Annotated in this window: 20 protein-coding genes; 5 read left to right on the forward strand and 15 right to left on the reverse strand. The window is 42.7% G+C overall.

Annotated elements, in window-relative coordinates; translation table 11 throughout:
- The first annotated feature begins 28 nt into the window (after positions 1-28).
- The 3 genes from EQG49_RS03780 (at position 29) to EQG49_RS03790 (ending at position 2,684) form a co-directional block, all read left to right on the forward strand.
- The gene (locus EQG49_RS03780) at positions 29-1,297 is read left to right on the forward strand and encodes a replication-associated recombination protein A (RefSeq protein WP_133362718.1); all 1,269 of its coding nucleotides are present in this window, start codon (positions 29-31) and stop codon (positions 1,295-1,297) included.
- 470 nt (positions 1,298-1,767) lie between these two features.
- A complete protein-coding gene (locus EQG49_RS03785) occupies positions 1,768-2,055 on the forward strand; it encodes a hypothetical protein (protein ID WP_133362719.1) in 288 nt (95 codons plus the stop codon).
- 164 nt (positions 2,056-2,219) lie between these two features.
- Positions 2,220-2,684: a universal stress protein gene (locus EQG49_RS03790; RefSeq protein ID WP_133362720.1), complete on the forward strand. Its 465-nt coding sequence runs from the start codon at positions 2,220-2,222 to the stop codon at positions 2,682-2,684.
- A 183-nt stretch (positions 2,685-2,867) separates the two neighbouring features.
- On the opposite strand, the gene EQG49_RS03795 is transcribed toward EQG49_RS03790, so the two are convergent.
- The 3 genes from EQG49_RS03795 to manA all read right to left on the reverse strand — a co-directional run bounded on the left by EQG49_RS03795 (position 2,868) and on the right by manA (position 7,346).
- Entirely contained in the window at positions 2,868-3,743 is an 876-nt protein-coding gene (locus EQG49_RS03795; RefSeq protein WP_133362721.1) for a helix-turn-helix domain-containing protein, read from the reverse strand.
- 777 nt (positions 3,744-4,520) lie between these two features.
- Entirely contained in the window at positions 4,521-5,789 is a 1,269-nt protein-coding gene (locus EQG49_RS03800) for an ammonium transporter (protein WP_133362722.1), read from the reverse strand.
- 585 nt (positions 5,790-6,374) lie between these two features.
- Positions 6,375-7,346, reverse strand: a complete 972-nt coding sequence (manA, locus tag EQG49_RS03805; RefSeq protein WP_133362723.1) for a mannose-6-phosphate isomerase, class I — start codon at positions 7,344-7,346, stop codon at positions 6,375-6,377.
- A 334-nt stretch (positions 7,347-7,680) separates the two neighbouring features.
- Here manA and EQG49_RS03810 point away from each other — a divergent pair, with 334 nt between their 5' ends.
- The gene (locus EQG49_RS03810) at positions 7,681-8,667 is read left to right on the forward strand and encodes a VOC family protein (RefSeq protein WP_133362724.1); all 987 of its coding nucleotides are present in this window, start codon (positions 7,681-7,683) and stop codon (positions 8,665-8,667) included.
- Between the two features lie 79 nt (positions 8,668-8,746).
- Here EQG49_RS03810 and EQG49_RS03815 read toward each other — a convergent pair whose 3' ends face one another.
- From EQG49_RS03815 to EQG49_RS03825, 3 genes are all read right to left on the reverse strand, one after another.
- Complete coding sequence (locus EQG49_RS03815; RefSeq protein WP_133362725.1) at positions 8,747-8,974, reverse strand: hypothetical protein; 228 nt, start codon at positions 8,972-8,974, stop codon at positions 8,747-8,749.
- A gap of 123 nt (positions 8,975-9,097) precedes the next feature.
- The gene (locus tag EQG49_RS03820; protein ID WP_133362726.1) at positions 9,098-9,937 is read right to left on the reverse strand and encodes a C40 family peptidase; all 840 of its coding nucleotides are present in this window, start codon (positions 9,935-9,937) and stop codon (positions 9,098-9,100) included.
- A gap of 242 nt (positions 9,938-10,179) precedes the next feature.
- A complete protein-coding gene (locus tag EQG49_RS03825; RefSeq protein WP_133362727.1) occupies positions 10,180-10,632 on the reverse strand; it encodes a MarR family winged helix-turn-helix transcriptional regulator in 453 nt (150 codons plus the stop codon).
- Positions 10,633-10,740: 108 nt separating this feature from the next.
- Here EQG49_RS03825 and EQG49_RS03830 point away from each other — a divergent pair, with 108 nt between their 5' ends.
- Entirely contained in the window at positions 10,741-11,304 is a 564-nt protein-coding gene (locus EQG49_RS03830; protein ID WP_133362728.1) for a DUF5067 domain-containing protein, read from the forward strand.
- A 69-nt stretch (positions 11,305-11,373) separates the two neighbouring features.
- On the opposite strand, the gene rpmF is transcribed toward EQG49_RS03830, so the two are convergent.
- The 9 genes from rpmF to whiA all read right to left on the reverse strand — a co-directional run bounded on the left by rpmF (position 11,374) and on the right by whiA (position 22,352).
- Positions 11,374-11,556 carry a 50S ribosomal protein L32 gene (gene rpmF, locus EQG49_RS03835; RefSeq protein ID WP_133362729.1) on the reverse strand — a complete coding sequence of 61 codons (183 nt, stop codon included), beginning with the start codon at positions 11,554-11,556 and terminating at the stop codon, positions 11,374-11,376.
- A gap of 136 nt (positions 11,557-11,692) precedes the next feature.
- Positions 11,693-11,995, reverse strand: a complete 303-nt coding sequence (locus EQG49_RS03840; RefSeq protein ID WP_133362730.1) for a hypothetical protein — start codon at positions 11,993-11,995, stop codon at positions 11,693-11,695.
- Between the two features lie 682 nt (positions 11,996-12,677).
- Positions 12,678-13,385 carry a glucosamine-6-phosphate deaminase gene (locus tag EQG49_RS03845; protein ID WP_133364521.1) on the reverse strand — a complete coding sequence of 236 codons (708 nt, stop codon included), beginning with the start codon at positions 13,383-13,385 and terminating at the stop codon, positions 12,678-12,680.
- A gap of 871 nt (positions 13,386-14,256) precedes the next feature.
- Positions 14,257-16,083, reverse strand: coding sequence for a glutamine--fructose-6-phosphate transaminase (isomerizing) (gene glmS / locus EQG49_RS03850; protein ID WP_133362731.1), 1,827 nt, complete (start codon positions 16,081-16,083; stop codon positions 14,257-14,259).
- A 724-nt stretch (positions 16,084-16,807) separates the two neighbouring features.
- The gene (glmM, locus tag EQG49_RS03855) at positions 16,808-18,169 is read right to left on the reverse strand and encodes a phosphoglucosamine mutase (protein ID WP_279232834.1); all 1,362 of its coding nucleotides are present in this window, start codon (positions 18,167-18,169) and stop codon (positions 16,808-16,810) included.
- A gap of 46 nt (positions 18,170-18,215) precedes the next feature.
- On the reverse strand, positions 18,216-19,304 hold the full coding sequence (locus EQG49_RS03860) for a CdaR family protein (RefSeq protein ID WP_133362732.1): 1,089 nt from the start codon (positions 19,302-19,304) through the stop codon (positions 18,216-18,218).
- The gene (gene cdaA, locus EQG49_RS03865; RefSeq protein ID WP_133362733.1) at positions 19,304-20,134 is read right to left on the reverse strand and encodes a diadenylate cyclase CdaA; all 831 of its coding nucleotides are present in this window, start codon (positions 20,132-20,134) and stop codon (positions 19,304-19,306) included. The genes EQG49_RS03860 and cdaA overlap by 1 nt, the downstream gene beginning before the upstream one ends.
- Before the next feature lie 569 nt (positions 20,135-20,703).
- Complete coding sequence (locus EQG49_RS03870) at positions 20,704-21,294, reverse strand: ATP-dependent Clp protease proteolytic subunit (RefSeq protein ID WP_133362734.1); 591 nt, start codon at positions 21,292-21,294, stop codon at positions 20,704-20,706.
- A gap of 98 nt (positions 21,295-21,392) precedes the next feature.
- The gene (whiA, locus tag EQG49_RS03875) at positions 21,393-22,352 is read right to left on the reverse strand and encodes a DNA-binding protein WhiA (RefSeq protein WP_133362735.1); all 960 of its coding nucleotides are present in this window, start codon (positions 22,350-22,352) and stop codon (positions 21,393-21,395) included.
- Between the last annotated feature and the right edge of the window lie 19 nt (positions 22,353-22,371).

The following is a 22,371-nucleotide window of genomic DNA, read 5'->3' on the forward strand; positions in this document are numbered from 1 at the left end:
AAAGACGTGTAAAGGAGGTTACAAAACTATGCAACAGCCACTGGCTTATCGAATGCGACCACGTAACCTTGATGAGGTGGTCGGCCAACAACAACTAGTTGGTGAAGGAAAAATAATTAATCGCATGGTTAAAGCAAGCCGGCTATCATCAATGATTTTATATGGCCCCCCTGGGACAGGTAAAACCAGTATCGCCAGCGCAATTGCGGGCTCAACTAAATACGCATTTCGCATGCTCAACGCCGCAACTGATTCAAAAAAAGATCTCCAAGTTGTCGCAGAAGAAGCTAAAATGTCTGGTACCGTCATTTTATTATTAGATGAAATCCATCGCCTCGACAAAACTAAGCAAGACTTCTTGTTACCACACCTTGAAAGTGGTGCGATTATATTAATCGGGGCAACTACCGAAAATCCCTACATTAATATCAATCCCGCCATTCGCTCGCGAACCCAAATTTTTGAAGTCACGCCGCTCGATGAAGCAGACATTCAGATTGCCGTCGAACGCGCTTTAACCGATAAGGAACGTGGTTTAGGCGAATATAATGTCGTGTTAGAAGATAATGCGCTGCAACAACTTATCCGCTCAACCAACGGAGACCTCCGGAGCGCATTAAACGGGCTCGAGTTAGCCGTCCTTTCGACCGATGCGGATGATGACGGGCATATTGTTATCACGCTACCGATTATTGAAGAAACGATTCAACGCAAAGCCATGTCCGCTGATAAAGACGGGGACGCGCACTACGATGTCATCTCGGCTTTTCAAAAATCAATTCGGGGTAGCGACGTAAATGCCGCCCTCCACTACTTGGCCCGCTTAGTTGAATCTGGTGATTTACCAATCATCATGCGCCGCCTAATGGTGATTGCTTATGAAGATGTTGGTTTAGCAAATCCGCAAGCAGCTGCCCGGACAGTTCAAGCCGTCCAAGCATCCGAAAAATTAGGTTTACCAGAAGCGCGCATTCCTTTGGCCAATGCCGTAATCGAACTCGCCCTTTCACCTAAATCCAACTCAGCCTATGTCGCCATTGATGCTGCCTTAAGTGACGTGCAAGGCAGTAACTTTGGCGACATGCCCGCGCATTTAAAGGACGCCCACTACAAAGGTGCCGAAAAACTCGGACACGGCGTTGGCTATAAGTATCCGCATGAATATCCTAACGACTGGATCAAGCAACAGTATTTACCTGATAAGCTTAAAACACGCGAATACTTCGCCCCAAAAGGCAATAGCAAGTACGAGGAAGGCTTAAAAGCAACGGCTAAACGGCTCCATGATTTACAATAACCGGTATCATTTACGTGCAGGAATTACGCCGAAGACAGGCAAGTAATCACTAACACGATTGCGCGGTTTCTAAACTGAATCTAAACTTTGTCTAAACTATTAGCGGTTTTAAGCCAATAACCGTTATCGGTTGTCATTCGTAAAAACCTCGTGCTATAATACAGATAAGGATTCCTAAGGTGTACGCGATAATTCAACTATTTCAGCTTTGCCTTACAAGTAATTACACATTGGTCGATTAACTGTTTTGTGGCATGTCCGCCTTTTCATTTGGTAACATAAATCATTGCACGAATTGACCACCTCGTTTAGTCGGGGTCAAACTGAAGAATATTCTAACGGCACCAATTTAGTGTTCTGGAGTAGGCTTAGGCCTACTCCTTTTATTTACCATTTTTTCTTACCCAAACACGCAAAATTAATCGCCCTATTTAGGCGGACAAATAAAAGACAGAAGGAATTTACTTATAATGATTATGATTTTAATGGTTGTTTTTGCTTTAATTGAACTTTTTATCGGTGGCTTCTTAATGAGTCGCGCCAAAACTAGCCTTTTCAGTTTCAAGGTTGCTGACAACCCTCAATTAGCTCGCTTAATTCGTTCATACAGCCCCTCATTTTTGATTTTTGGGATTGGTTCACTCGTCGTGGCGTTCTTAAACGATGCAATTTTTGCCGCTATTTTTCTAATTGCGGGAATGATTTTAACCATGGGCATTTCATTTCGCTTCTCTAAAATCCTCAAATACTTGAAATAACCTAAAACTAATAGCAATTTCGCCAATCTCATAACACATGTAATCGATTCCAATTGCGCTATCTTCACACTTTCGTCATAATATAAACATGCAAAACAATTAGATATATCTTTCAAAATTCGTTATAATATAAGACAGATAGAGAAAATATGAGGTGAAACTTTATGGCAGAACAACGTTACTTAAATATCCTTGTCCCAGTTGATGGTTCAAAGGAAGCTGAAATTGCTTTAGACAAGGCAATTGCTGTTACTAAACGGAACGGTTCAGAAGCACACTTGCACATCTTGCATGTTATCGACACGCGTGCTTTCCAAAACGTGTCATCTTTTGACACTACAATGGTTGAACAAGTTTCAGAAACTGCAAAGGAAACGCTCGACGAATACGTTGAACGTGCCAAGGCAGTTGGAGTTGAAAATGTCAGCTACACAATCGAATACGGTTCTCCAAAGGCGATTATCGCTAAGGAAGCCCCTAAGGAAGTTAACGCTGACTTAATCATGATTGGTGCAACTGGTTTGAACGCCGTTGAACGAATCTTAATCGGTTCAGTTACTGAATACGTAACTCGTACCGCTGATGTGGACGTCTTAGTTGTCCGGACTAACGACGCTGCATCTCTCTAACATTGCATTTCCATCCTAATATAAAAAAAGAAACGTCATCGCGACGTTTCTTTTTTTTGCTTGTACATAATTAACAAATTTCATCGAATAACCTTGGCTTACGGTAATTTCAACGGTCACCGAGTTTTACCACTCATAGGCTAGCGATACTTATAATTGCCCATAGCACCCCTATTCAAAAAACTACTCACCGACCACGGTTGCACAATAAGGTGCCAATTCACGAAGATACCGAGCACTCATCACCCGCACCCCCTTATCGCGATTAAAAGTGGCCGCTGCATAGGCCATATGATAATCATGGTACGCTAATTTAAACCGGCGTAAAATGTACTGCGCTTGCCCACGTAAGCTATACAACTTGTCTAAGTGCCATGTAACCCCTTGTTGTTCAACCTGCTTGATACCAAAATTCAACACCGTGATTACACGGGCGTATTTTGCTTGCTTCATGTATATTTCAGCGGCGCGATAAACCACCATTTCAATTAACTGTGCATCCCGCGGCGTTTTTACTACCCACGACCGTGCTAACCGTATCGCCTCACTCAAACTCTCTTGCATGAGTTCACCTTTTTGCTGGTGTAAGTACGCAAGCGCCAACTGTACACGGACGAGCATCCGGTATGGCGATTTTTTAGCTTGCCCAATTAACGTCAACGCTTCGAGTGCATTCCCAATTGCTTGTGCACTGTGCTTACGAATATTACACATTACAGCCTGCAACGTATGGTACCGGATTCGCGCAGCTCTTGTTTTTAGGCTACTGAATTTAATTTGTTCTAATAATACCTCAGCTTTACGCCACCGCTGATTTAGGACATGTTCAAATATTTGTCCTAACAGCTGATCTTGTTCTGGATGATATTCAGCAACCAACTCATTCATTTCTAGGTCTAATCGCCCGGCGATTTGTTTTAACGTGGCAACTTTGGGAATTCGATTTTTATTTTCAACTAAGCTAATCGTCGCCTGGGTACAGATTCCCTGAGCTAAATCCGTTTGTGAAATCCCCAAAGCCCGCCGGCGATCCTTGATTGTGTGTCCATTAACATGCATATTCTTTCCCCCATAAAAGATAAATTATTTAGTATTTGGTATTCGCTAGTAGCAAATCATCGCTTTTTTAATTTAATAATCATTAGTTTAATACGCGACTATCTTTCGCTGCTAGTTAACATTTAGTTATACCTTATAGAAACTATTATAATTATGGGAGATTGAACAATCAATGTTTCCACGCCAAATAAACCCGACAAAAACCCGTAGCATTTTTCGGCTAAATTTTTTCTAGCGTTGAATTTGGATATGTATCTCAGATTGATTCCCACTACGTGTCTGGAACCAGTCTGGACACCGTATTGGATGAAATTTAGGCAAATAAAAGACCCCTAAGTTCTTCACTCAGGGGCTACCTTTTATTACCGGAAGAATCGTGCCATCTTGCACTGTTTCAAATCCCGCCAAAATGGTCTTAACATAAACTGTTGACGTTCTGCGCTTTCCTTCGTAACCATATCTAATCGAGATTTCTTTGAAAGACTTACCGAACTGCACGCCTAGCTAGAAACTTATCTAACACCGGTCGTCACTTTGATTACGTGTGCCTGACATAACGTCTTGTATGGTTTCTTGCACTAACCGTGGACAACCTACCTGGTTCTAGACTTGAGCGTATCTTCAGCGAACTCGTCCGCAAGCCTAATCGCTTATCCGGTGTCGAATTCTAACTGGTTCTTCCTTATGTCTATATATTATCATGTAAGCGGTTACAGTGCAACAATAAAATCTATTTTTTCTTGTTAAAATTAATAAATTTTATATTAAACGGGTGCGCTATTGTTTACCAAAATGCCCGCTTCCACTACCTGGCGCCCGGAAGCGATTGTTGAATTGTGGTGAGTTCATGATACTGATATATTCACCGTGCAGGGCGGTATCAATTCCACGTTCTTCCACGGCTTTTTCAACCCGCAATGGTGTGATTAGACTCACTAACTTAGCAATGATAAACGTCATCCCGGCAGCGAATACAATCGTGACCCCAATTGCGACCAATTGAATCAACGTTTGATGCAATGAACCAGTAGCTAACAAACCACCGTCAGCTTTATCAGCAAATATACCAGTTAAAATACCACCGATAATTCCACCGATCCCGTGGAATCCAAACGCATCTAAAGTGTCGTCATAGCGAAATTTACGTTTCAAAAAATCAACTAAGAAATAGACTGCCGGTGCTGCAATCATCCCCATCAGCAGTGCCGATGCGGGTGCTACTAAACCTGCTGCTGGCGTGATAACCACCAAACCTACCAAGCCGCCGGAAAGCGCCCCAGTTATTTTTGCCTTACCAGTCCGGGAAAAATCAATTATGAACCACGTTACCATCGCCGCTGCCGCTGCAATATTCGTATTGGCAAAAGCTAAAATGGCCGTGGCATTCGCTTCTAACGCCGAGCCACCATTGAAGCCAAACCAGCCAATCCACAGTAATGCCGCACCGATAACGACGTTGACAATGCTATCAGGTGTATCTTTTTCATCGGCTGGCTTGTGGCGTTTACCAACTAAAATCGCTAACATCAAGCCCGAAACCCCAGATGAAATGTGGACAACATCCCCACCGGCAAAGTCCAACGCGCCGATTTGAGCGAGCCAACCGCCACCCCAGACCATATGTGCTAACGGAGCATATACAGCGACCAGCCAGATTGGAATAAACAGTAACATCGCTTTTAAATTCACACGGCCAACGACTGAACCAGTGATAATCGCGGCGGTAATAATTGGAAACATCCCTTGAAATAACATGAATGCTCCATCGGGAATTTTTAGTCCCATCGTTGTTTTGCTAAATGACACACCGTTTAACAGGATATGATCAAAGTTACCGATAAATGTCCCATGTCCGGAAAACGCTAAGGAATAGCCGAGCACCATCCAGACAAATGGTGCTAAACCTAAAATAATGACTGAAAGAAACACTGTGTTACTTGCGTATTTCGTACTAGCCAAGCCACCGTAGAACAAGGCTAATCCTGGTGTCATAATCCATACCAATGCTGCCGAAATCAATACCCAAACTATCGCACTTGTATCCATTTTCCATTTCCCCTTTTAAATTCTCGTGTATGTTAGCCGTTATCCATCTTTGAATCAAGCTAGCGCGGTCGTACTATATTCATTCATAGTGATGTATACCAATCCTTATATTGTTGTTAATTTTACGCATAATCATCACGACATGCTACCTTTCATGTTAGCAATACTCACATCATTCAAATATTTCATGTTTTACCGCGATTTTCATCGTGCATTTATGTATTTTTATCCACAGCAAAATCAGTACTTCTAGCTATCCATAACAACTTAATAGACACAAATAGCCATTCTATTTTTACTTCAATGTTTGGCAGACGTCTCATAGACACCACCATGATAAACACGAAAAAGGTGACTTCAAATTTGAGTCACCTTTTTCGTGCGTGGAATTGTCATTCTGTACTTTTCAATCATCGAGTTACTGAAGTTCTATTGTCAGCGGTTTTTCCATGCTACTGCGGCCTGTGGTTGGTAACTAGTTTGAGCATTATTCCCAACTAACGCGGCGGTCAATTTTATTCAAACCCACATCAGATTAAATAGGGCCGAAAAAAGCCGGCAATATTTGCCGACTTTTCACTAGATTTATTTTTCTGCAATACCAGGGTGGCTGGCAATCAAGTCGATATGTCCTTGAATTGTCCAGTCTTCGACATCAGCTGGAAGGATGAATGAGTCACCCTTCTTCAATGGATAAACCATGCCATCAACTGAAAGCGTGGCTTGACCATCAATTACAGTAGCCAAAGTATATGGCACATCATTGCGGTGGAATTGTGCGTAGCCGCCATCTAACGACCATTTGTAAACGCTGAAGTGTGGTGCTTCAACTAAGGTCGTAATTGTGGCTGCTTCGATTTTTTCACTTGTGATTGATAATTTAGGATCTTCATGTGGAACCGTTGTAACATTAATTGAATCTTCAATGTGTAATTCACGCAACTTACCAGTCGTGGCATCCACACGGTCGAAGTCGTACAAACGGTATGTGGTATCTGAACTTTGTTGCGTTTCAAGAACCATCACACCGGCACCCAACGCATGAATTGTCCCTGCTGGCACGTAGAAAAAGTCGCCAGCCTTAACTGGAACTTTGCGTAGTAATTCATCCCATTTTTCTGCTTTGATCAATTCTGCCAACTCTTCGCGGGTTTGGGCATGGTGACCATAGTAAATTTCAGCACCCTCTGCGGCTTCGAGCACATACCAACATTCGGTTTTGCCTAATTCACCAGCGTGGGCTTTTGCGTATTCATCATCAGGGTGCACTTGCACTGACAAATCTTGGTTCGCATCCAAAATTTTCGTTAAGAGTGGGAAAACAGCATCTTCGCTCATGCCAAACAATTCACGATGGCTTTCCCAAAGTTCAGCAACTGTTTGACCGCGGTAGTCGCCATTGCGGACAGTCGTTGGGCCATTGGGGTGTGCTGAAATTATCCAAGCTTCACCAACGTGATCGCCTGTGGCACCGCGAAATTTGAATTCATCATGGAGTTTTGTTCCACCCCAAATTTTATCGTGGAACACCGGTGTTAATAATAATGGTTCACTCATATTCAAAAACCTCACAAAATTATTTTAGTTACTATTAGTGTAACCGTTTTCGTGATGTGAGAACAGCATTTCTGCGGAATTTTAATTTTTACTAGCAAGTCTTCAAACTTTTTTCACACTTCAAAAGCATTTCGTTGACTTTTAGTAAGTAAGAAGTTATATTCTAAGTAACTCGAATATGCGAGTTATTAACATCATTACTAAATGCTAACGGCGCGCAAGTATTACGCTACGTTAAACAGAACTATAACAGTTTTATCAATAACGGAACTAAATAACAGCGTAGCATACTTCAATTCGTGCAAATTACGCTTAAATTCAAAGGAGATGTACCATGAAAACTCACCACATTTCACTCTTGACTGAGGATGCCGACCAAAACATTAATTTTTACACGGGAGTTCTTGGTCTTCGATTCATTAAGAATTCGGTTAACCAAGCAAATCCACGACGTCGGCACGTCTACTACGGCGACTTCATGGGTACACCTGGAACCGTTGTGACTTTCTTCCCCGTCCCTTTCCATGGGCGTAAACGGATTGATGCTCGGCATTTTTTCCAAGGAATCCACTTCAGTATTCCAACTGGTTCAACCATTTTTTGGGCTAAGCATTTGACTGATGCTGGTTTTCCAACTAGTTTAGATGCCTTCGGAGTGTTGCACGCATTAGATCCCGACAAGATTCCATTAGAATTTCACGAATCAGATGCCGTGCTTTTCGATTGGCACATTAATTACATGACTGACGTGCCATATGACAAGCAAATTACCGGTGTTATTGGTACTGAATTGCATGTCACTGATCCTGCCGCAACCGCTAAATTCTTCAAGGAAATGTTCAACGTTGACACTAAGCACAACGTGATTAACCTCGAGGACAATCAACAAATCTTTTTGGTTGCAACGCCAGCCGATGATTCAGTACCACAATGGGGCGCAGGCTCAATTGATCACTTTGCTTTGAGCGCTGATAACCAAGCTGAGCTCGATGCCTACTGGAAACGCGCTGAAGAACTTGGTTATACCCGCGAACTCATGGTTGACCGCGGCTACTTCCGTTCAGTGTACTTCCGCGAACCCGGCGGTAACCGCGTTGAAGTTGCAACCACTAACCCTGGTTTCATTCTAGACGAAAGCCTCTTCGACCTTGGAACGACTTTTGCATTGCCACCACGCTTTGCCGGCGATCGTGAAGCCCTCTTAGCCTATTACGCTAAGCAAGGTGTCCACTTCGATGATGTGCAACCATACACTGGTACCGGCCACTTAAGCGGTACTGTCGAAGTCATCCACGGTGATGAAACGACTAGCAATAACTAATCACCGCTTTGAACGCTAACGATATCGAAAAAAGGATTCAAAACTCGTACACACATACGGGTTTTGAATCCTTTTTAATTTATACCGTTTGATTAACATTAAAGTCAAACAGCCAACCGCTATTGGCCTCACGAACGTATGCATGCGTGCTCCGCTTCAAGTGCTTCACTTTAACAGAAAATTTCAAAACAGCATCTTGATCCGCAAATGTACCACGTAATGTATTCTGCCACAATGCCAGTTGGCTTTTCAAAATGCCATCGGCTTCTGTGTATAAGTCAGTTGCGTAAAATTCATCCAAGCCCATCGATATATACCTCTAATTTAGTCTCGTCCTTCGCTATTAATACAAATTATACGCTTATAATTTCATACAACAATACTAATCACAAAATAAAAAAGACAAGCCACGCATGACTTGTCTTTAACATTAATTAGTTTTTGGTAATTTGTTCAAGTTAACACGGATAGCATATGATGGCTTGAAGTGGCCATTGGCATATGATGAGTTAATGTTCAAACCAGTACCAGGTTGCACCGCTTGCATGAACTTCTTGTTACCTGATGCAAGGGCTGCGTGGTAAGCAGTTGAAGCACCACCACGCGTCCAAACTAAGATATCACCGGCTTTAGCGTTGTTAGCTGAAACCTTAGTACCCTTAGCTGAGTTTACAAGGGCTGCTTGATCGCGTGAAGTACGGCCAACATTAACGTGGTAGACGTGCTTGTAAACGTATTGAACGTAGCCAGAGCAATCAAATCCGCGTGGTGTTGTACCACCCCAGACATAAGGTACACCCTTGAATTGCTTAGCGTACTTCACAATTGAAGCGCCATTAAGCTTAGAAGTGCTCTTGAACTTCAAGTTAGCTTTCTTAGTCCAACCTTGAATCGTTCCAGCTTGTACCCAGTAAATTGTTGTCTTCTTGCCGTTAACTACTGCGGCAACTTTTTTTGTTACCGTAAGAGTTTGACCTTTTAAGCTGTTCATACGTAATTGACGAGTAAATGTCGCACTTTTCTTCTTGTTACCGCTAACCTTAAAGAGGTCACCGTTCTTCTTAACAGTTGCTGTGTAGCCAGTCACATCTTGTTTCTTACCTGTGTACTTACCAGCGTACTTAACGGTTGCTGCATCAACTGCAGGTGTATCAGTTACCGTATTTACAATTCCATCGCCTTGAACTAAATCATCAGCAAATGCGAGTGCAGTTCCGATAGTCAAAGTTAGTGCCAAAGTTGCAAAAGTTACAAACAATTTCTTCATCATTTTATACTGTCCTCATTCGTTTTTATATCAATGTCTAGTAGCTTACCATCGAATTGTTGCAACCAATCCCATACTTCATTGCAAAATGATTACAGGTTATTACAATCTAGTTGAGCTCGGGTAACTTATTTGCAAGCAGATTTCTTGATTTTTGTCATAAAACATGCAAAAAAGCAGTAGGTACGGTCTTATTACCGCAACTACTGCTTTTTGAAATTGTGACATTTATATTACAAGTGCTACTATTCTTTGATTTCTTTCGCCGTCCCATTACCAGCAACTGCACCAAAATCCTGAATAAAGCTTAAAATTTCTTCCGCCTTAGCTTGGCCAAAAATATCAATCCAGCCGTTGAAACGCTCGCGGACTTTTTTAGAAATGATGCGTTCGGCTTCTTTACCATCTGGCGTTAAGTGCAAAAGCATCCGGCGCCGATCGTTCGCGTCAGCCTCTTGGTAAACATAATTACGTTTTAAAAGCATTTTTATTTGCCGTGAAATCGCTGCCCGTGTTACATTACGTTCATCAACAATATCGGTCATTGTCAGCCCGTCACGTTGCGCAATTTCGCGAATAATTAAATATTGTTCAAATGACAAGTTATATTCAATCGCAGTCTGTGAGACAAAATCATCCAAATATTTCAACGTCGACAAGTAGGCATCGATATATTTTTCTAAAAGTTCTGTTTTCATTGAAATAAGCCTCCGTAGCTTGCATAATATACTTTGTGATTTAATACACTCAAATGTACCATGAATAACGTTTTACTGCCATAAAAAATCTAGAAACGAGGCAAATCCATGTCCAAAGTCCTTAAATTCGTGCCAATCTTGCTCCTTGCGGTTATTTTAACCGCCTGTGGTGCCACCAAAAGCAACACCGCTAGTTCTACAAGCAAGTCAACAGCCGCCAGTGCCCACAAACCAACAAAACCCGCCGACATTAAATTTACCAAGCAAACGCTGACTACGCCCCAAGGTACACTAACAATTACTGGTCACAAAATTGCTCCTAGTGGTGTTCAAGAAAACACCGGTGAAAAAGCCGATAAAAATCAATTTATTATTTATTTCACATTCAAAAATACCAGTGCCCACGACGTTTATCCTGCTGATATTTGGGACAAGTATGTGAGTGCCACCCAAGCTGGTAAAAAACTTGTCACTGGTAACTTAGCATGGAGCACCGCTGAATCTGCCGATAATAATTTATTAAATCGCAGTGTCATGCCCGTCAAAGCCGGTAAGCAATGCAAAACGCTTGGCATGTTCCGTTACCCTCAAAAGACCACTACGCCACTGACTGTTAATTTCACGGCTAGCAATAAAGTTACCATTCACTCAATTAAATACCCCGTTAAATAATTGAAACCCAAAATAAAAGCCACATCAACTAACTTTTTAGTCGATGTGGCTTTTACAATATTACGATATTTACTTAGCGTCCTTAGCCAAAACTTGGCGACCGTTGTAAGTACCCTTGCTTGAAACGTGGTGGCTCAAGACATATTCACCAGTTGTTGGATCGAGGTGAATTGCAGGCATGTTTAACTTAGTGTTACCGCCACGACGGGCACGCTTGTTACTCTTAGATGTTTTGTGTGATGGAACTGCCATGATTTGGCCTCCTAATTTTTATCTGTTTAGTTGCGAATCTTTTGTGCTCTGCGAATGCGTTGAAATACTAACACGTATCCAGCACTTAACAAATAATAATTATACACATCCACTTACAAAAAGTAAATAAAAATAATTAACCGACCTTATTTTCCATCAAGACAGCTTCAATTTCCGCCTTCATTTCATCGTTTTTTGGCCATTCATCCCATGATTCCATTTCCCAACCTGACATGGTGTAGTGCTCATTGACAAATTTTTCATAATTTTCAACGTGGATTGAGTGGGGAATGTTTAACTTAACAATCCGAACTTCCTTGATAAGACCCAATTCAGCGGCTTTTTCCGCACGACCATTATGGGTCAAATTCCCAATTTCACTATACTTTGTGCCATCCAAGCGTGTGATTTCTTCAATTAAATCAAATGTTTCATTCATCTGAAAGCTCACCTCTTTTTATTATTGTTCATATTATATCACGTCATTTTCTTCCGATTACTACTCGTAGCCTAAATTAACCCGCGAACTGCAAAAAACTCCTCGCTGGGAAGGCGAGGAGTTGGCATAAATAAGAGAGAAAGAGAATTTGATTAGAAGTAAGAATTTCTTACTAGGTTAATAATATCAATTAATGTAAGCGCTGTCAATGTAGCTATTACTATTATTTGGTTGTCTTTCGTCTGACGAGGGATTGAATAAAATTGGCCACTGCGTGCCAGTAAATTACTTGGCGCACCACGCTGGAAGCAGCCTCCCAAGCCAAAGTGCGGTCTTGGTCGGTTCGGACAAGCTGGGACTCTACGGGAATAAATTCCCTAGACTCCTCATCTCATCCTCAGCGGCGACATGTGTTTCACACATATCACCCCAGTCGCGGTGTAAAGGCTGCGCCCGCCAAGCAATTTACCGGCACTTCGTTAGTTCGGAATAATGTTCAAACTAGCGAAAACAGTTACCGACCATAGCCTGCAGTAGCATGAAAAAACAGCAGAGGACCAAAAACACCTCAGTAATTAGCTGATTGAAAAGTACAGAAACGACAATCCAGCACTACACCAAACAAAAAAGAACCAACGCCACTCGCGGTATTTTCACGGCTAGTAGTGTTGGTTCAAATTATTTATTTCGTTAATAAACTTGCAGCTGCTTCATCCAGAATTACAACAACGTTGGCGTGTTGTTGCAAGATTGATGCTGGCACATCTTCGGACACTGGGCCTTCGAGCATTGCTTTAACCGCGTGGGCTTTGTTGGCACCATATGCTACCATCAAAATTTGCTTTGCCGCCATAATTTGGCTGATACCCATCGTAATCGCTTGCGTTGGTACTTCTGCTGCATCCGCGAAGAAACGTGCATTAGCGGCAATTGTGGATGGTGTTAAGTCCACCAAATGGGTTTGGCTGGTGAATGACGTCCCTGGTTCGTTGAAACCAATGTGCGCATTTTGTCCCAAACCAAGAATTTGTAAATCAACTGGATGGGTCGCAATCACTTCATCATAGTGTGTTAATTCAGCCGAAATGTCTTGAGCATCCCCGGCAGGCACAAATGATTGCGCAAAGGGCTTAGCATCGAAGAAATGCTTTTGCATGAAATAATGATAACTTTGATCATGATCAGCGGCTAAGCCAACATATTCATCCAAGTTAACTGATGTTGCTTGTGAAAAGTCTAAGTCACTAGCAGCAATTGCATCATAGATTGAGATTGGTGTACTACCGGTCGCTAAGCCAAACGTATCTGCCCCACTCGCTAAAGCATCTGCAAATACTTGGTAACCAGCTTGTCCACCAGCAAGATTGTCTTGCACTTTAATAATCTTCATCATAATGTTCACCCCTTTTTATTCACTCTTAATGGTATATACCAATTATAGCGTAACTTGTTTCATTGCGCAAGCGGTCTATACCATTATTTTTGAAGGCTTCACTGCTTACAAAACAGGTTCCATTTTTTCTAGCGTGGAATTTGGATATGCGTCTCAGATTGATTCCCACTACGAGGCTAGAAACAGTCTGGACACCGTGATGGAAGACAAGCATTTGAAGCCACAGTGCGGTCTTCAAATGTTTGCGAAGCTTGGTTCGCTAACGCGGTAACCATCTTCACAAATCCATAATCAGTAACGAAACCCGTTACTGATTATGCCATCACGGTGCGAGCTAAAGTCCAGCCTGTTTCCAGCCTCTTCGTTAGTTTGAGCAGGCAGTCTGACTAGTAATATGCCCTAATCCTTGTCACTGCAAGTTTAGCGGAGTGACTGAAAATCACTTTGTGGCCGGCAGGCTTTACACCGAAATGGGACGTGACACCATGTGTCAGGTTTGTCGCTGAGGGTAGAGCCGACCGGGCCTTATTTGTCCAGCGTAGCTACAAATGTGAGCAGTCTTTTGGCTTTAGCCATTAGACTGCCAGCTATCCCGAATTGCCCAAGACAGACATTCAGCCTGGAAGGCTAATCTAATCGGGTTTTGATTAGATTCAGTTGTTTGTTGAAAACAAACTGCTGGAATGTTTTGCGTTGCCGTATCTCAGGCATAAGCACGTGGCTTGGGCATGTGCTTCCATCTCGGTGCACAATGTGATTTTCAGTCACGTAGTGGCATCATACACCTCATCACATTTTATAAATTCCACGTCACACGAAATACAAAAAAACATCGAAGCTCGCAGTCTTCGATGTTTTTAGATTACTATTATTGAACTGTCACTGATTTGGCCAAGTTACGAGGACGGTCAACGTCCAAACCACGACCTAATGAAGTGTAGTATGAAAGCAATTGAACTGGCACAGTTGCCAACAAGATTGCCAATTGTTGTACGACTGCTGGATCATCTTCAGCAGAATCAACTGAAGGCAAGATTACTTCATCACCTTCTTTGGCGTTTTCCTTAGTTGCGATAACCATAGTGTGGGCACCACGTGCTTGGGTTTCAGCCAAGTTAGAACGCGTCAAGTTAGCAGTTGCACTTTGCGTCAACAAGGCCATTACCGGCGTGTTTTCTTCAATCAAGGCCAACGTACCGTGCTTTAATTCACCAGCCGCGAAACCTTCAGTGTGCACGTATGAAATTTCCTTCAACTTCAAAGCAGCTTCCAACGCCAATTCGGCATCGTTCAACCGACCAATGTAGAAGGCATCGTGGGCGTCAACCAAGTAATCATTGGCTAACTTTTCATACTTTTCCTTGTCTTGCACAATTGCGTCCATCGCAATCGCAATGTTAGCTAATGGGTGCGAAACAGAGAATTTGTTATCAGCCATCGCTTGGGCAATGATTGATAAAACTGAAACTTGAGCAGTGTATGCCTTAGTTGAAGCCACCGCAATTTCTGGACCAGCCAACAATGGCAATGAGAATGTTGCTTCACGCGCCAAAGTTGAGTTAGGTACATTTGTTAACGTCAATGACTTGAAGCCGCGGTCGTTAGCAACTTGGAGCACTTCACGTGAATCCGCAGTTTCACCAGATTGTGATAAGAACACAAATACTGGGTTAGCTTCTGGAATGAAGTTATCGTAAGCAAATTCAGATGAGATTTCAACTTGAGTTGCTTTACCAACTAAGCGTTCAAACATCCGCTTACCAAGTAATGACGCGTGGTATGAAGTACCAGCCGCCACAATGTAAATCCGGTCAGCATTCTTCAAAGTATCAATGATTTCGCTGTCAATATTTACGTGACCTTGTTCATCCATGTAGTGACCAAGGATGGTACGGATAACGTTTGGTTGTTCTTCGATTTCCTTCAACATGTAGTATGGGTAGATTCCCTTATCAGTTTCAGAAGCATCGATATCCAAGTGGAATGATTCATGTTCAACGATTTGACCGTTGGCATCAATAATCACAATTGAATCACCCTTAACAATGGCCATTTCACCATCGTCCAATGACATGAAATCGTGCGTGTAATCAAGCATAGCTGTTGCATCAGAAGTCACGACGTTAAAGTCATCCCCAAGCCCCAACAACAATGGGCTCTTGTTACGAGCAACGTACAAAGTATCAGGTTCTTCGTTATCCATCATCACGAAACCGTATGATCCTTCGCCAATCAAGCTCAAAACCTTACGGAAGGCATCAACAACGGCTAAGCCTTCTTCTTCAACAATCTTGCCAAGCAATTGCACGGCTACTTCAGTATCAGTTTCTGACTTAAATTCAACATCAGCCAAGTATTCTTGCTTCAATTCACGGAAGTTTTCGATAACCCCGTTGTGCACGAGGAAGAAACGACCAGATGCAGAAACGTGTGGGTGTGAATTGTGGGCACTTGGAACACCGTGAGTTGCCCAACGAGTGTGCGCAATCCCAGTAGTTCCTTCGATACCGGCATTTTCAACCGCTGCTTCAAGCATTGAAACACGGCCTTTTTCTTTGTACAAGTATTCGTGACCATCGTTATCGTTCACGTAAACACCAGCAGAATCGTACCCACGGTATTCGAGCTTTTCAAGCCCCTTCATTAATACTGGCAAAGCAACTTTATTCCCTGTAATCCCAACAATTCCACACATATAGAAACTCCTCTTGTTAAATAATTTTATTTAAGCTATCCGTTAAATGGTATAGGTACATAATACAGTTGTACCGTACTCATTGTCAACATTTTGTTGAATTGGTATAGACGTTTTGTTTTAGTGCCTATAAATTCCCAAATACAAGTATCACATGAAAGTTTGCAAAAATAATGACCTGGGTTTGAATTTTTTGTGAAGGTAATTCACCACGGAATATACCTTAGCTAATAGTTTGAGCACATCACAAAATCGCCGATAACTGATCCGCTTGAATCTGCCCCCCGACGAATTGTCTGAAAGCAATTTTTCAATCACAGATAATTTACTGTTTGATTAAACGTGCACATTATTTCAGCGGCTAAATTGGTTTTCATGCACTTCGGCTCACAGCGACTGTTTTTTCTAGTCTGAGCATTGTTACTAACTAACGGAGTGCCGGTAAATTACTTGGCGGGCGCAGCCTTTACACCGCGACTGGGGGGATATGTGTGCAACACATGTCGCCGCTGAGGATAAGATGAGGAATCTTAGGAATTTATTCCTTAGAGTCCCAGCTTATCCGAACCTCCCAAGACCGCACTTTGGCTTGGGAGGTTGCTTCCAGCGTGGTGCGCCAAGTAATTTACTGGCACGCAGTGGTCAATTTTATCCCATTCCACGTCAGACGAAATAGAAAAAACGACCAAGGATTTTACTCCCTAGTCGCTTTATAAGTATTTTTTTATTCAATCCCAACTTCAGCACGGACAACATCAACAATGCGATCTACGTAAGCATCAACTGTTTCTTGGGTTGGGGCTTCAGCCATCACACGCAACAAGCTTTCAGTACCACTTGGGCGAACAAGAACTCGGCCGTCACCGTTCATTTCATTTTCAACTTGAGCGATAACGTCCTTGATAGCTTGGTTGCTCAAGGCAGCAGCCTTATCAGCAACGCGAACATTCACTAATTTTTGTGGATATTCTGTCACTTCAGCGGCTAATTCAGACAACTTCTTGCCAGATACCTTAACGATGTACAACAATTGTAAAGCCGTCAACATCCCGTCACCAGTCGTGTTCCAGTCTAAGAAGACAACGTGACCAGATTGTTCACCACCAACGTTGTAGCCGTTCTTAAGCATTTCTTCAACGACGTAACGGTCACCAACGGCGGTTTTAACTGATTGCATATCGTTTTCTTCTAAGGCTTTGTACATACCGATATTTGACATCACAGTGGTTACCACCGTGTTCTTCTTCAAACGGCCGTGTTCGTTCATATACTTACCAGTAATGAACATCACTTTGTCCCCGTTAACAATGTTACCGAGTTCGTCAACGGCAATCAAACGGTCACCATCTCCATCAAATGCAATCCCAGCATCTGCACCAGTTTCCTTCACAAATGCAGCCACTGCTTCTGGGTGGGTTGAACCGACACCAGCGTTAATATTGATTCCATCTGGCGTCGTCGCCATAGTGTTAAATTCAGCACCTAAATCAGCAAATAAACGTGGGACCAAGTTTGAAGTTGCCCCGTTTGCCGCGTCAATTGCTAACTTCAAACCTGACAAATCATCAGGAATCGTGTCTTGCAAGAATTTAGTGTACTTTAAGGCACCTTCAGGATAATCAGAAACCGTGCCTAAACCAACGGCTGATGGACGTGGCAAAGTATCGGTTGGTGCATCGAGGAGTTGTTCAATTTCAAATTCCAAGCTGTCTGATAATTTGAAACCATCGGCACCAAAGAACTTAATCCCATTATCTTGAGCAGGGTTGTGTGAGGCTGTAATCATAACCCCCGCATCCGCTGATTGGGCGCGTACCAAGTATGCAACCCCCGGTGTGGTCATTACGCCAAGACGCAAGACTTCAATCCCAACTGAAAGCAAACCAGCAATAATTGCTTGTTCCAACATTTGGCCGGAAATACGCGTATCGCGAGCCACTAAAACTTTCGGTTGGCGGTCTTGACCCGCAGCATGTTGTGTTAACACATAACCACCAGTGCGACCTAATTGGAACGCTAATTCGGGTGTTAAAGTTTCATTGGCAACTCCACGAACACCATCGGTACCAAAGTATTTCAATTCAATTTCTGACATTTTTATTTCCCCTATATTTTCTATAGCTACTAATATTTTATTTCGTAGATGATGAGCTTGTTGCACTCGAACTAACCGCACTAGCGCCATCTGCTGGGTCTTGCTTGGCATCTGACTTTTGTTTTTCGGTTTCGGCCGGTGCTGCTCCGTCGCGTGGCTTAATTGTAACCTTCACACTTGAGGGTGAGAAGTGCGACACACCATCTACTTTATCAATATTAACTGATTTTGTTTTAGTTTTCTTCACACCGGTCACATCAATCGCGACCGCAATGTGCTTGAGCTGATCTAACGTTGCTTGGTCACCATAAACGGTCACCTCATTAACATTGGCAGTTAACTCAAATTTTTTCGCATCCTTGCCAGTTGCCGTTAAGTCTACTGGCACCGTCTTTTGCCCATCACCTGACTTAACTACCAAATTAACTTCTGTCGTTTGTGGCGTTATCATCACATTGACTAAGTTGCCTTGCTTATCAAGCGCTTGGATGCGGACGTGCTGATGCACATCTTTTTTAGTATTAGGATCCAAATCTAACTGTGCTACGACACGGTCAACTTTATTGACCTCATCTTGTGCGCCGGTTACTTGCACGTTTTGGACAGAAGTTGTTGGTTGTGACGCCTCGTAACCATCCGCAACGTTGTCCTCGTTATATTGGACATGGACGTTGTAGTTTTGCGTATCACGTTGGGCAAGATTAATTTCAATTTTGGCTGGTAATACGCTTGCGGTAATTTCTTTATTCAAACCTCTAGTCTTCAATGATACAACATGATCACCTAATGACAAGTTTTGCAAATTCGCCAACACTTCAAAATTCTTCGTATTCGCAGCTGCGGTCACTAACGCACTTGGTCCCCGCAACTCAATGGTGACACTGTCCGGTGCCCCGGTTACAAAATATTTTAAGGTATCAACCCGCAATTGCAGTGGCATCGTTACTTTGACTTTTTTCTGTGGTGATAATGATCTCAAGGTATCACCTTGTTCCATCCGCTGTTGCTCTTTATTTTGTTGGTTACCGAGGTTACTATCAGCCACGTAACTAAACAACGCAATCGCAAAAAGTAATGACAGAATCATGTATAATCCGCGCGTTTTCAGGAAGTTTGCAAATTTCATTAGTTTTTACCTCCCCGGAAGATTCGGTCAAAGAAGGCGACAACACTATTACGTTGCGTTTCTTCTTGCTGAATCAATTGCTTGTGTAACATATTCAAATAATCATCACGTTCAAGATCACGAATTAATTCATTATTTAGCGTGAATGAAACTTCACCAGTTTCTTCGGAAATGACAATCGTCAGCGCGTCAGTGACTTCACTAATCCCAACGGCTGCCCGGTGACGTGTTCCTAATTCTTTAGGAATGGCGCTACTTTCAGACAATGGTAAGTAGGCCGCAGCGACCGCAATCCGGTCACCTTCGATAATCACCGCTCCATCATGCAACGGTGTATTCGGAATGAACGTGTTAATTAGCAATTGGCCGGTGGTGTAGGCATCCATCTTAATCCCAGTCTCGATATATTCTTCTAAACCGGTATTGCGTTCAATCGCAATCAATGCACCAATCCGCCGTTTTGCCATGTACTGAATTGCAAAATCAAGGGCTTCAATCAAATGCTCTTCAGCTTCATTTTCTTTGCGATTACGCACAAAGACCGACCCACGACCCAGGTGTTCCAGTCCACGCCGGATTTCTGGTTGGAAAATCACAACTAGCGCAACAACCCCCCAGTTAATGACTTGATCCATAATCCAAGAAACGGTGTCCAAACCAATCCAGACACTGAGGAACTTGATCACTAAGACAATCAAGACCCCCCGCATGAGTTGCACGGCTCGGGTACCACGGACAAGCATGATTAGTTGATACACAACAAACCACACCACCAAAATATCAACGACGTGTACTAAGTTTCTTAATGTAAGCAGATTATTCCAATCCAATAACTTAACCTCTACTTTTCTATTTTTATGTAATTAATTTAACTCTGTTGTTCAGTCGCCAATATTTTTGTCTTGGCGGCAACACATAAAACTAATAGAGCCATTTTAAATAGTTTCCCATTTATTATATCACGGTTACGGGTATCCGATGGCGACAAAAAAGGGCTAAAATTTTTCTAGTGTGAAATTTGAATATGTGTCTCAGATTGATTCCCACTACGAGGCTGGAACCAGTCTGGACACCGTGATGGAAGACAAGCATTTGAAGCCACAGTGCGGTCTTCAAATGTTTGCGAAGCTTGGTTCGCTAACGCGGTAACCATCTTCACAAATCCATAATCAGTAACCAAACCCGTTACTGATTATGCCATCACGGTGCGAGCTAAAGTCCAGCCTGGTTCCAGCCTCTTCGTTAGTTTGAGCAGGCAGTCTGACTAGTCATATGCCGTAATCCTTGTCGCTGCCGGTTTAGCGCTAATCATACATCTCATCTCATTTTATAAATTCCACGTCAGACGAAATGGCGACAAAAAAGCCACGACAAATTTGTCGTGGCCATTTTGATGCTATTAAAGTTCTGATGATGAAGTCATGATTTTGTCGATTAAACCGTATTCGAGTGTTTCTTCAGCAGTTAACCAGTGATCACGTTCGATATCGTCTTCAACCTTTTCGAGTGGTTGGCCAGAATTGTCAGCCAAGACCTTAGCTAATTGGTGACGAGTCCGTGTGATTTGTTGGTATGCAATTTCGATTTCGGTTTGTTGACCTTGTGCACCGCCCATTGGTTGGTGGATCAAGTATTCAGCATTAGGGAGCATGAAACGCTTGCCCTTAGCACCAGAAGAAGCAATGATAGTTGCCATTGAAGCGGCAAGTCCCATCACAACGGTTTGGATGTCTGACTTGATAAAGTTCATCGTGTCAACAATTGCCATCCCGGCTGTAACGACACCACCTGGTGAGTTGATGTACATGTAGATGTCCTTTTCAGAATCTTGGGCATCCAAGAAAAGCAATTGAGCGACAATGGCGTTGGCCATCCCGTCTTCAATTTGGCCGCTCACCATGATGATGCGGTCCTTCAATAAACGTGAATAAATATCATATGCGCGTTCACCGCGTGATGATGTTTCAATAACTGTAGGTACTGGATACATTTCTTATCCTCCTTGTTGTTGGATTAGCAGTCCGAATAGTCGTCTGCTAATATACTGTTATATCTTACCGCAAAGGTCAGATTAGGTCAAATGATTCATTACTTTCTGCTTTTACTTCCTGGCAAAGGCAACCCAGAGCGCAAGTTTTCAGCATACTCGTTAATTTTGCGGAGGCGGTGATTAACCCCTGATTTGGAAATCGCACCACCTGGCACATAGTTACCAAGCTCACCCAGGCTCACGTCAGGGTGTGCCAAGCGGGTTTCGGCCATATCACGTAGCTTGACTGGTAACGATGATAAACCAATCTCGGACGCAATTAAATTGATATTTTCAATTTGGCGGGCACTCGCATCGGCAACCTTATTGGCATTGGCTTCTTCGGCATTTGTTAAGCGATTAACTGAATTTTTGATGTCCCGCATAATCCGGACATCTTCAAATTGCAGCATGCTATTTGTCGCCCCAATCAACTGCAGAAAATCCGCAATCTTTTCGGCTTCCTTCAAATATACAATATAACCGGAGCGGCGTTCAGTAATCTTCGCATTCAAATCGTATTCATTCATCAACTCAGCTAACTGCGCATTATGTGCTTGGTATAATGAATAAATTTCCAAGTGGTACCGGCTTGTTTCAGGATTATTGACTGAACCGGCTGCTAAGAATGCGCCCCGCAAATATGAACGTTTTTCCGAATCTTTTCGTAACAATTCTAATGGCACAGTTTCATTAATTTCAAAGCCTTGCATGATTTTTAATTCATCCAAAACTTCATTCACATTGTGAGTTAAACGCACAATATATAAATTATTCTTTTTTAACTTCATTTGGCGGCGCACAATCACTTCAGATTCAGCATGAAAAAATTGCCGCAGTAGCGAATAAATTCGCCGGGCAGTTGATGCATTCTCGGTTTGGACATTTAGAATAAACTGCCGATTGCTCAAACCCAAGGCGCCGTTCATTCGGATCAACGCTGAAAGTTCTGCTTTCCCGTTGCCCTCATGTACGTCAAGACTCGTTAATTCTTTTTTGACGTCGCTGGCGTATGACATGACAATTCATCCTTTCGTT

This window comes from Periweissella cryptocerci (genome assembly GCF_004358325.1).
In the GTDB taxonomy this organism is placed as follows: Bacteria; Bacillota; Bacilli; order Lactobacillales; family Lactobacillaceae; genus Periweissella; species Periweissella cryptocerci.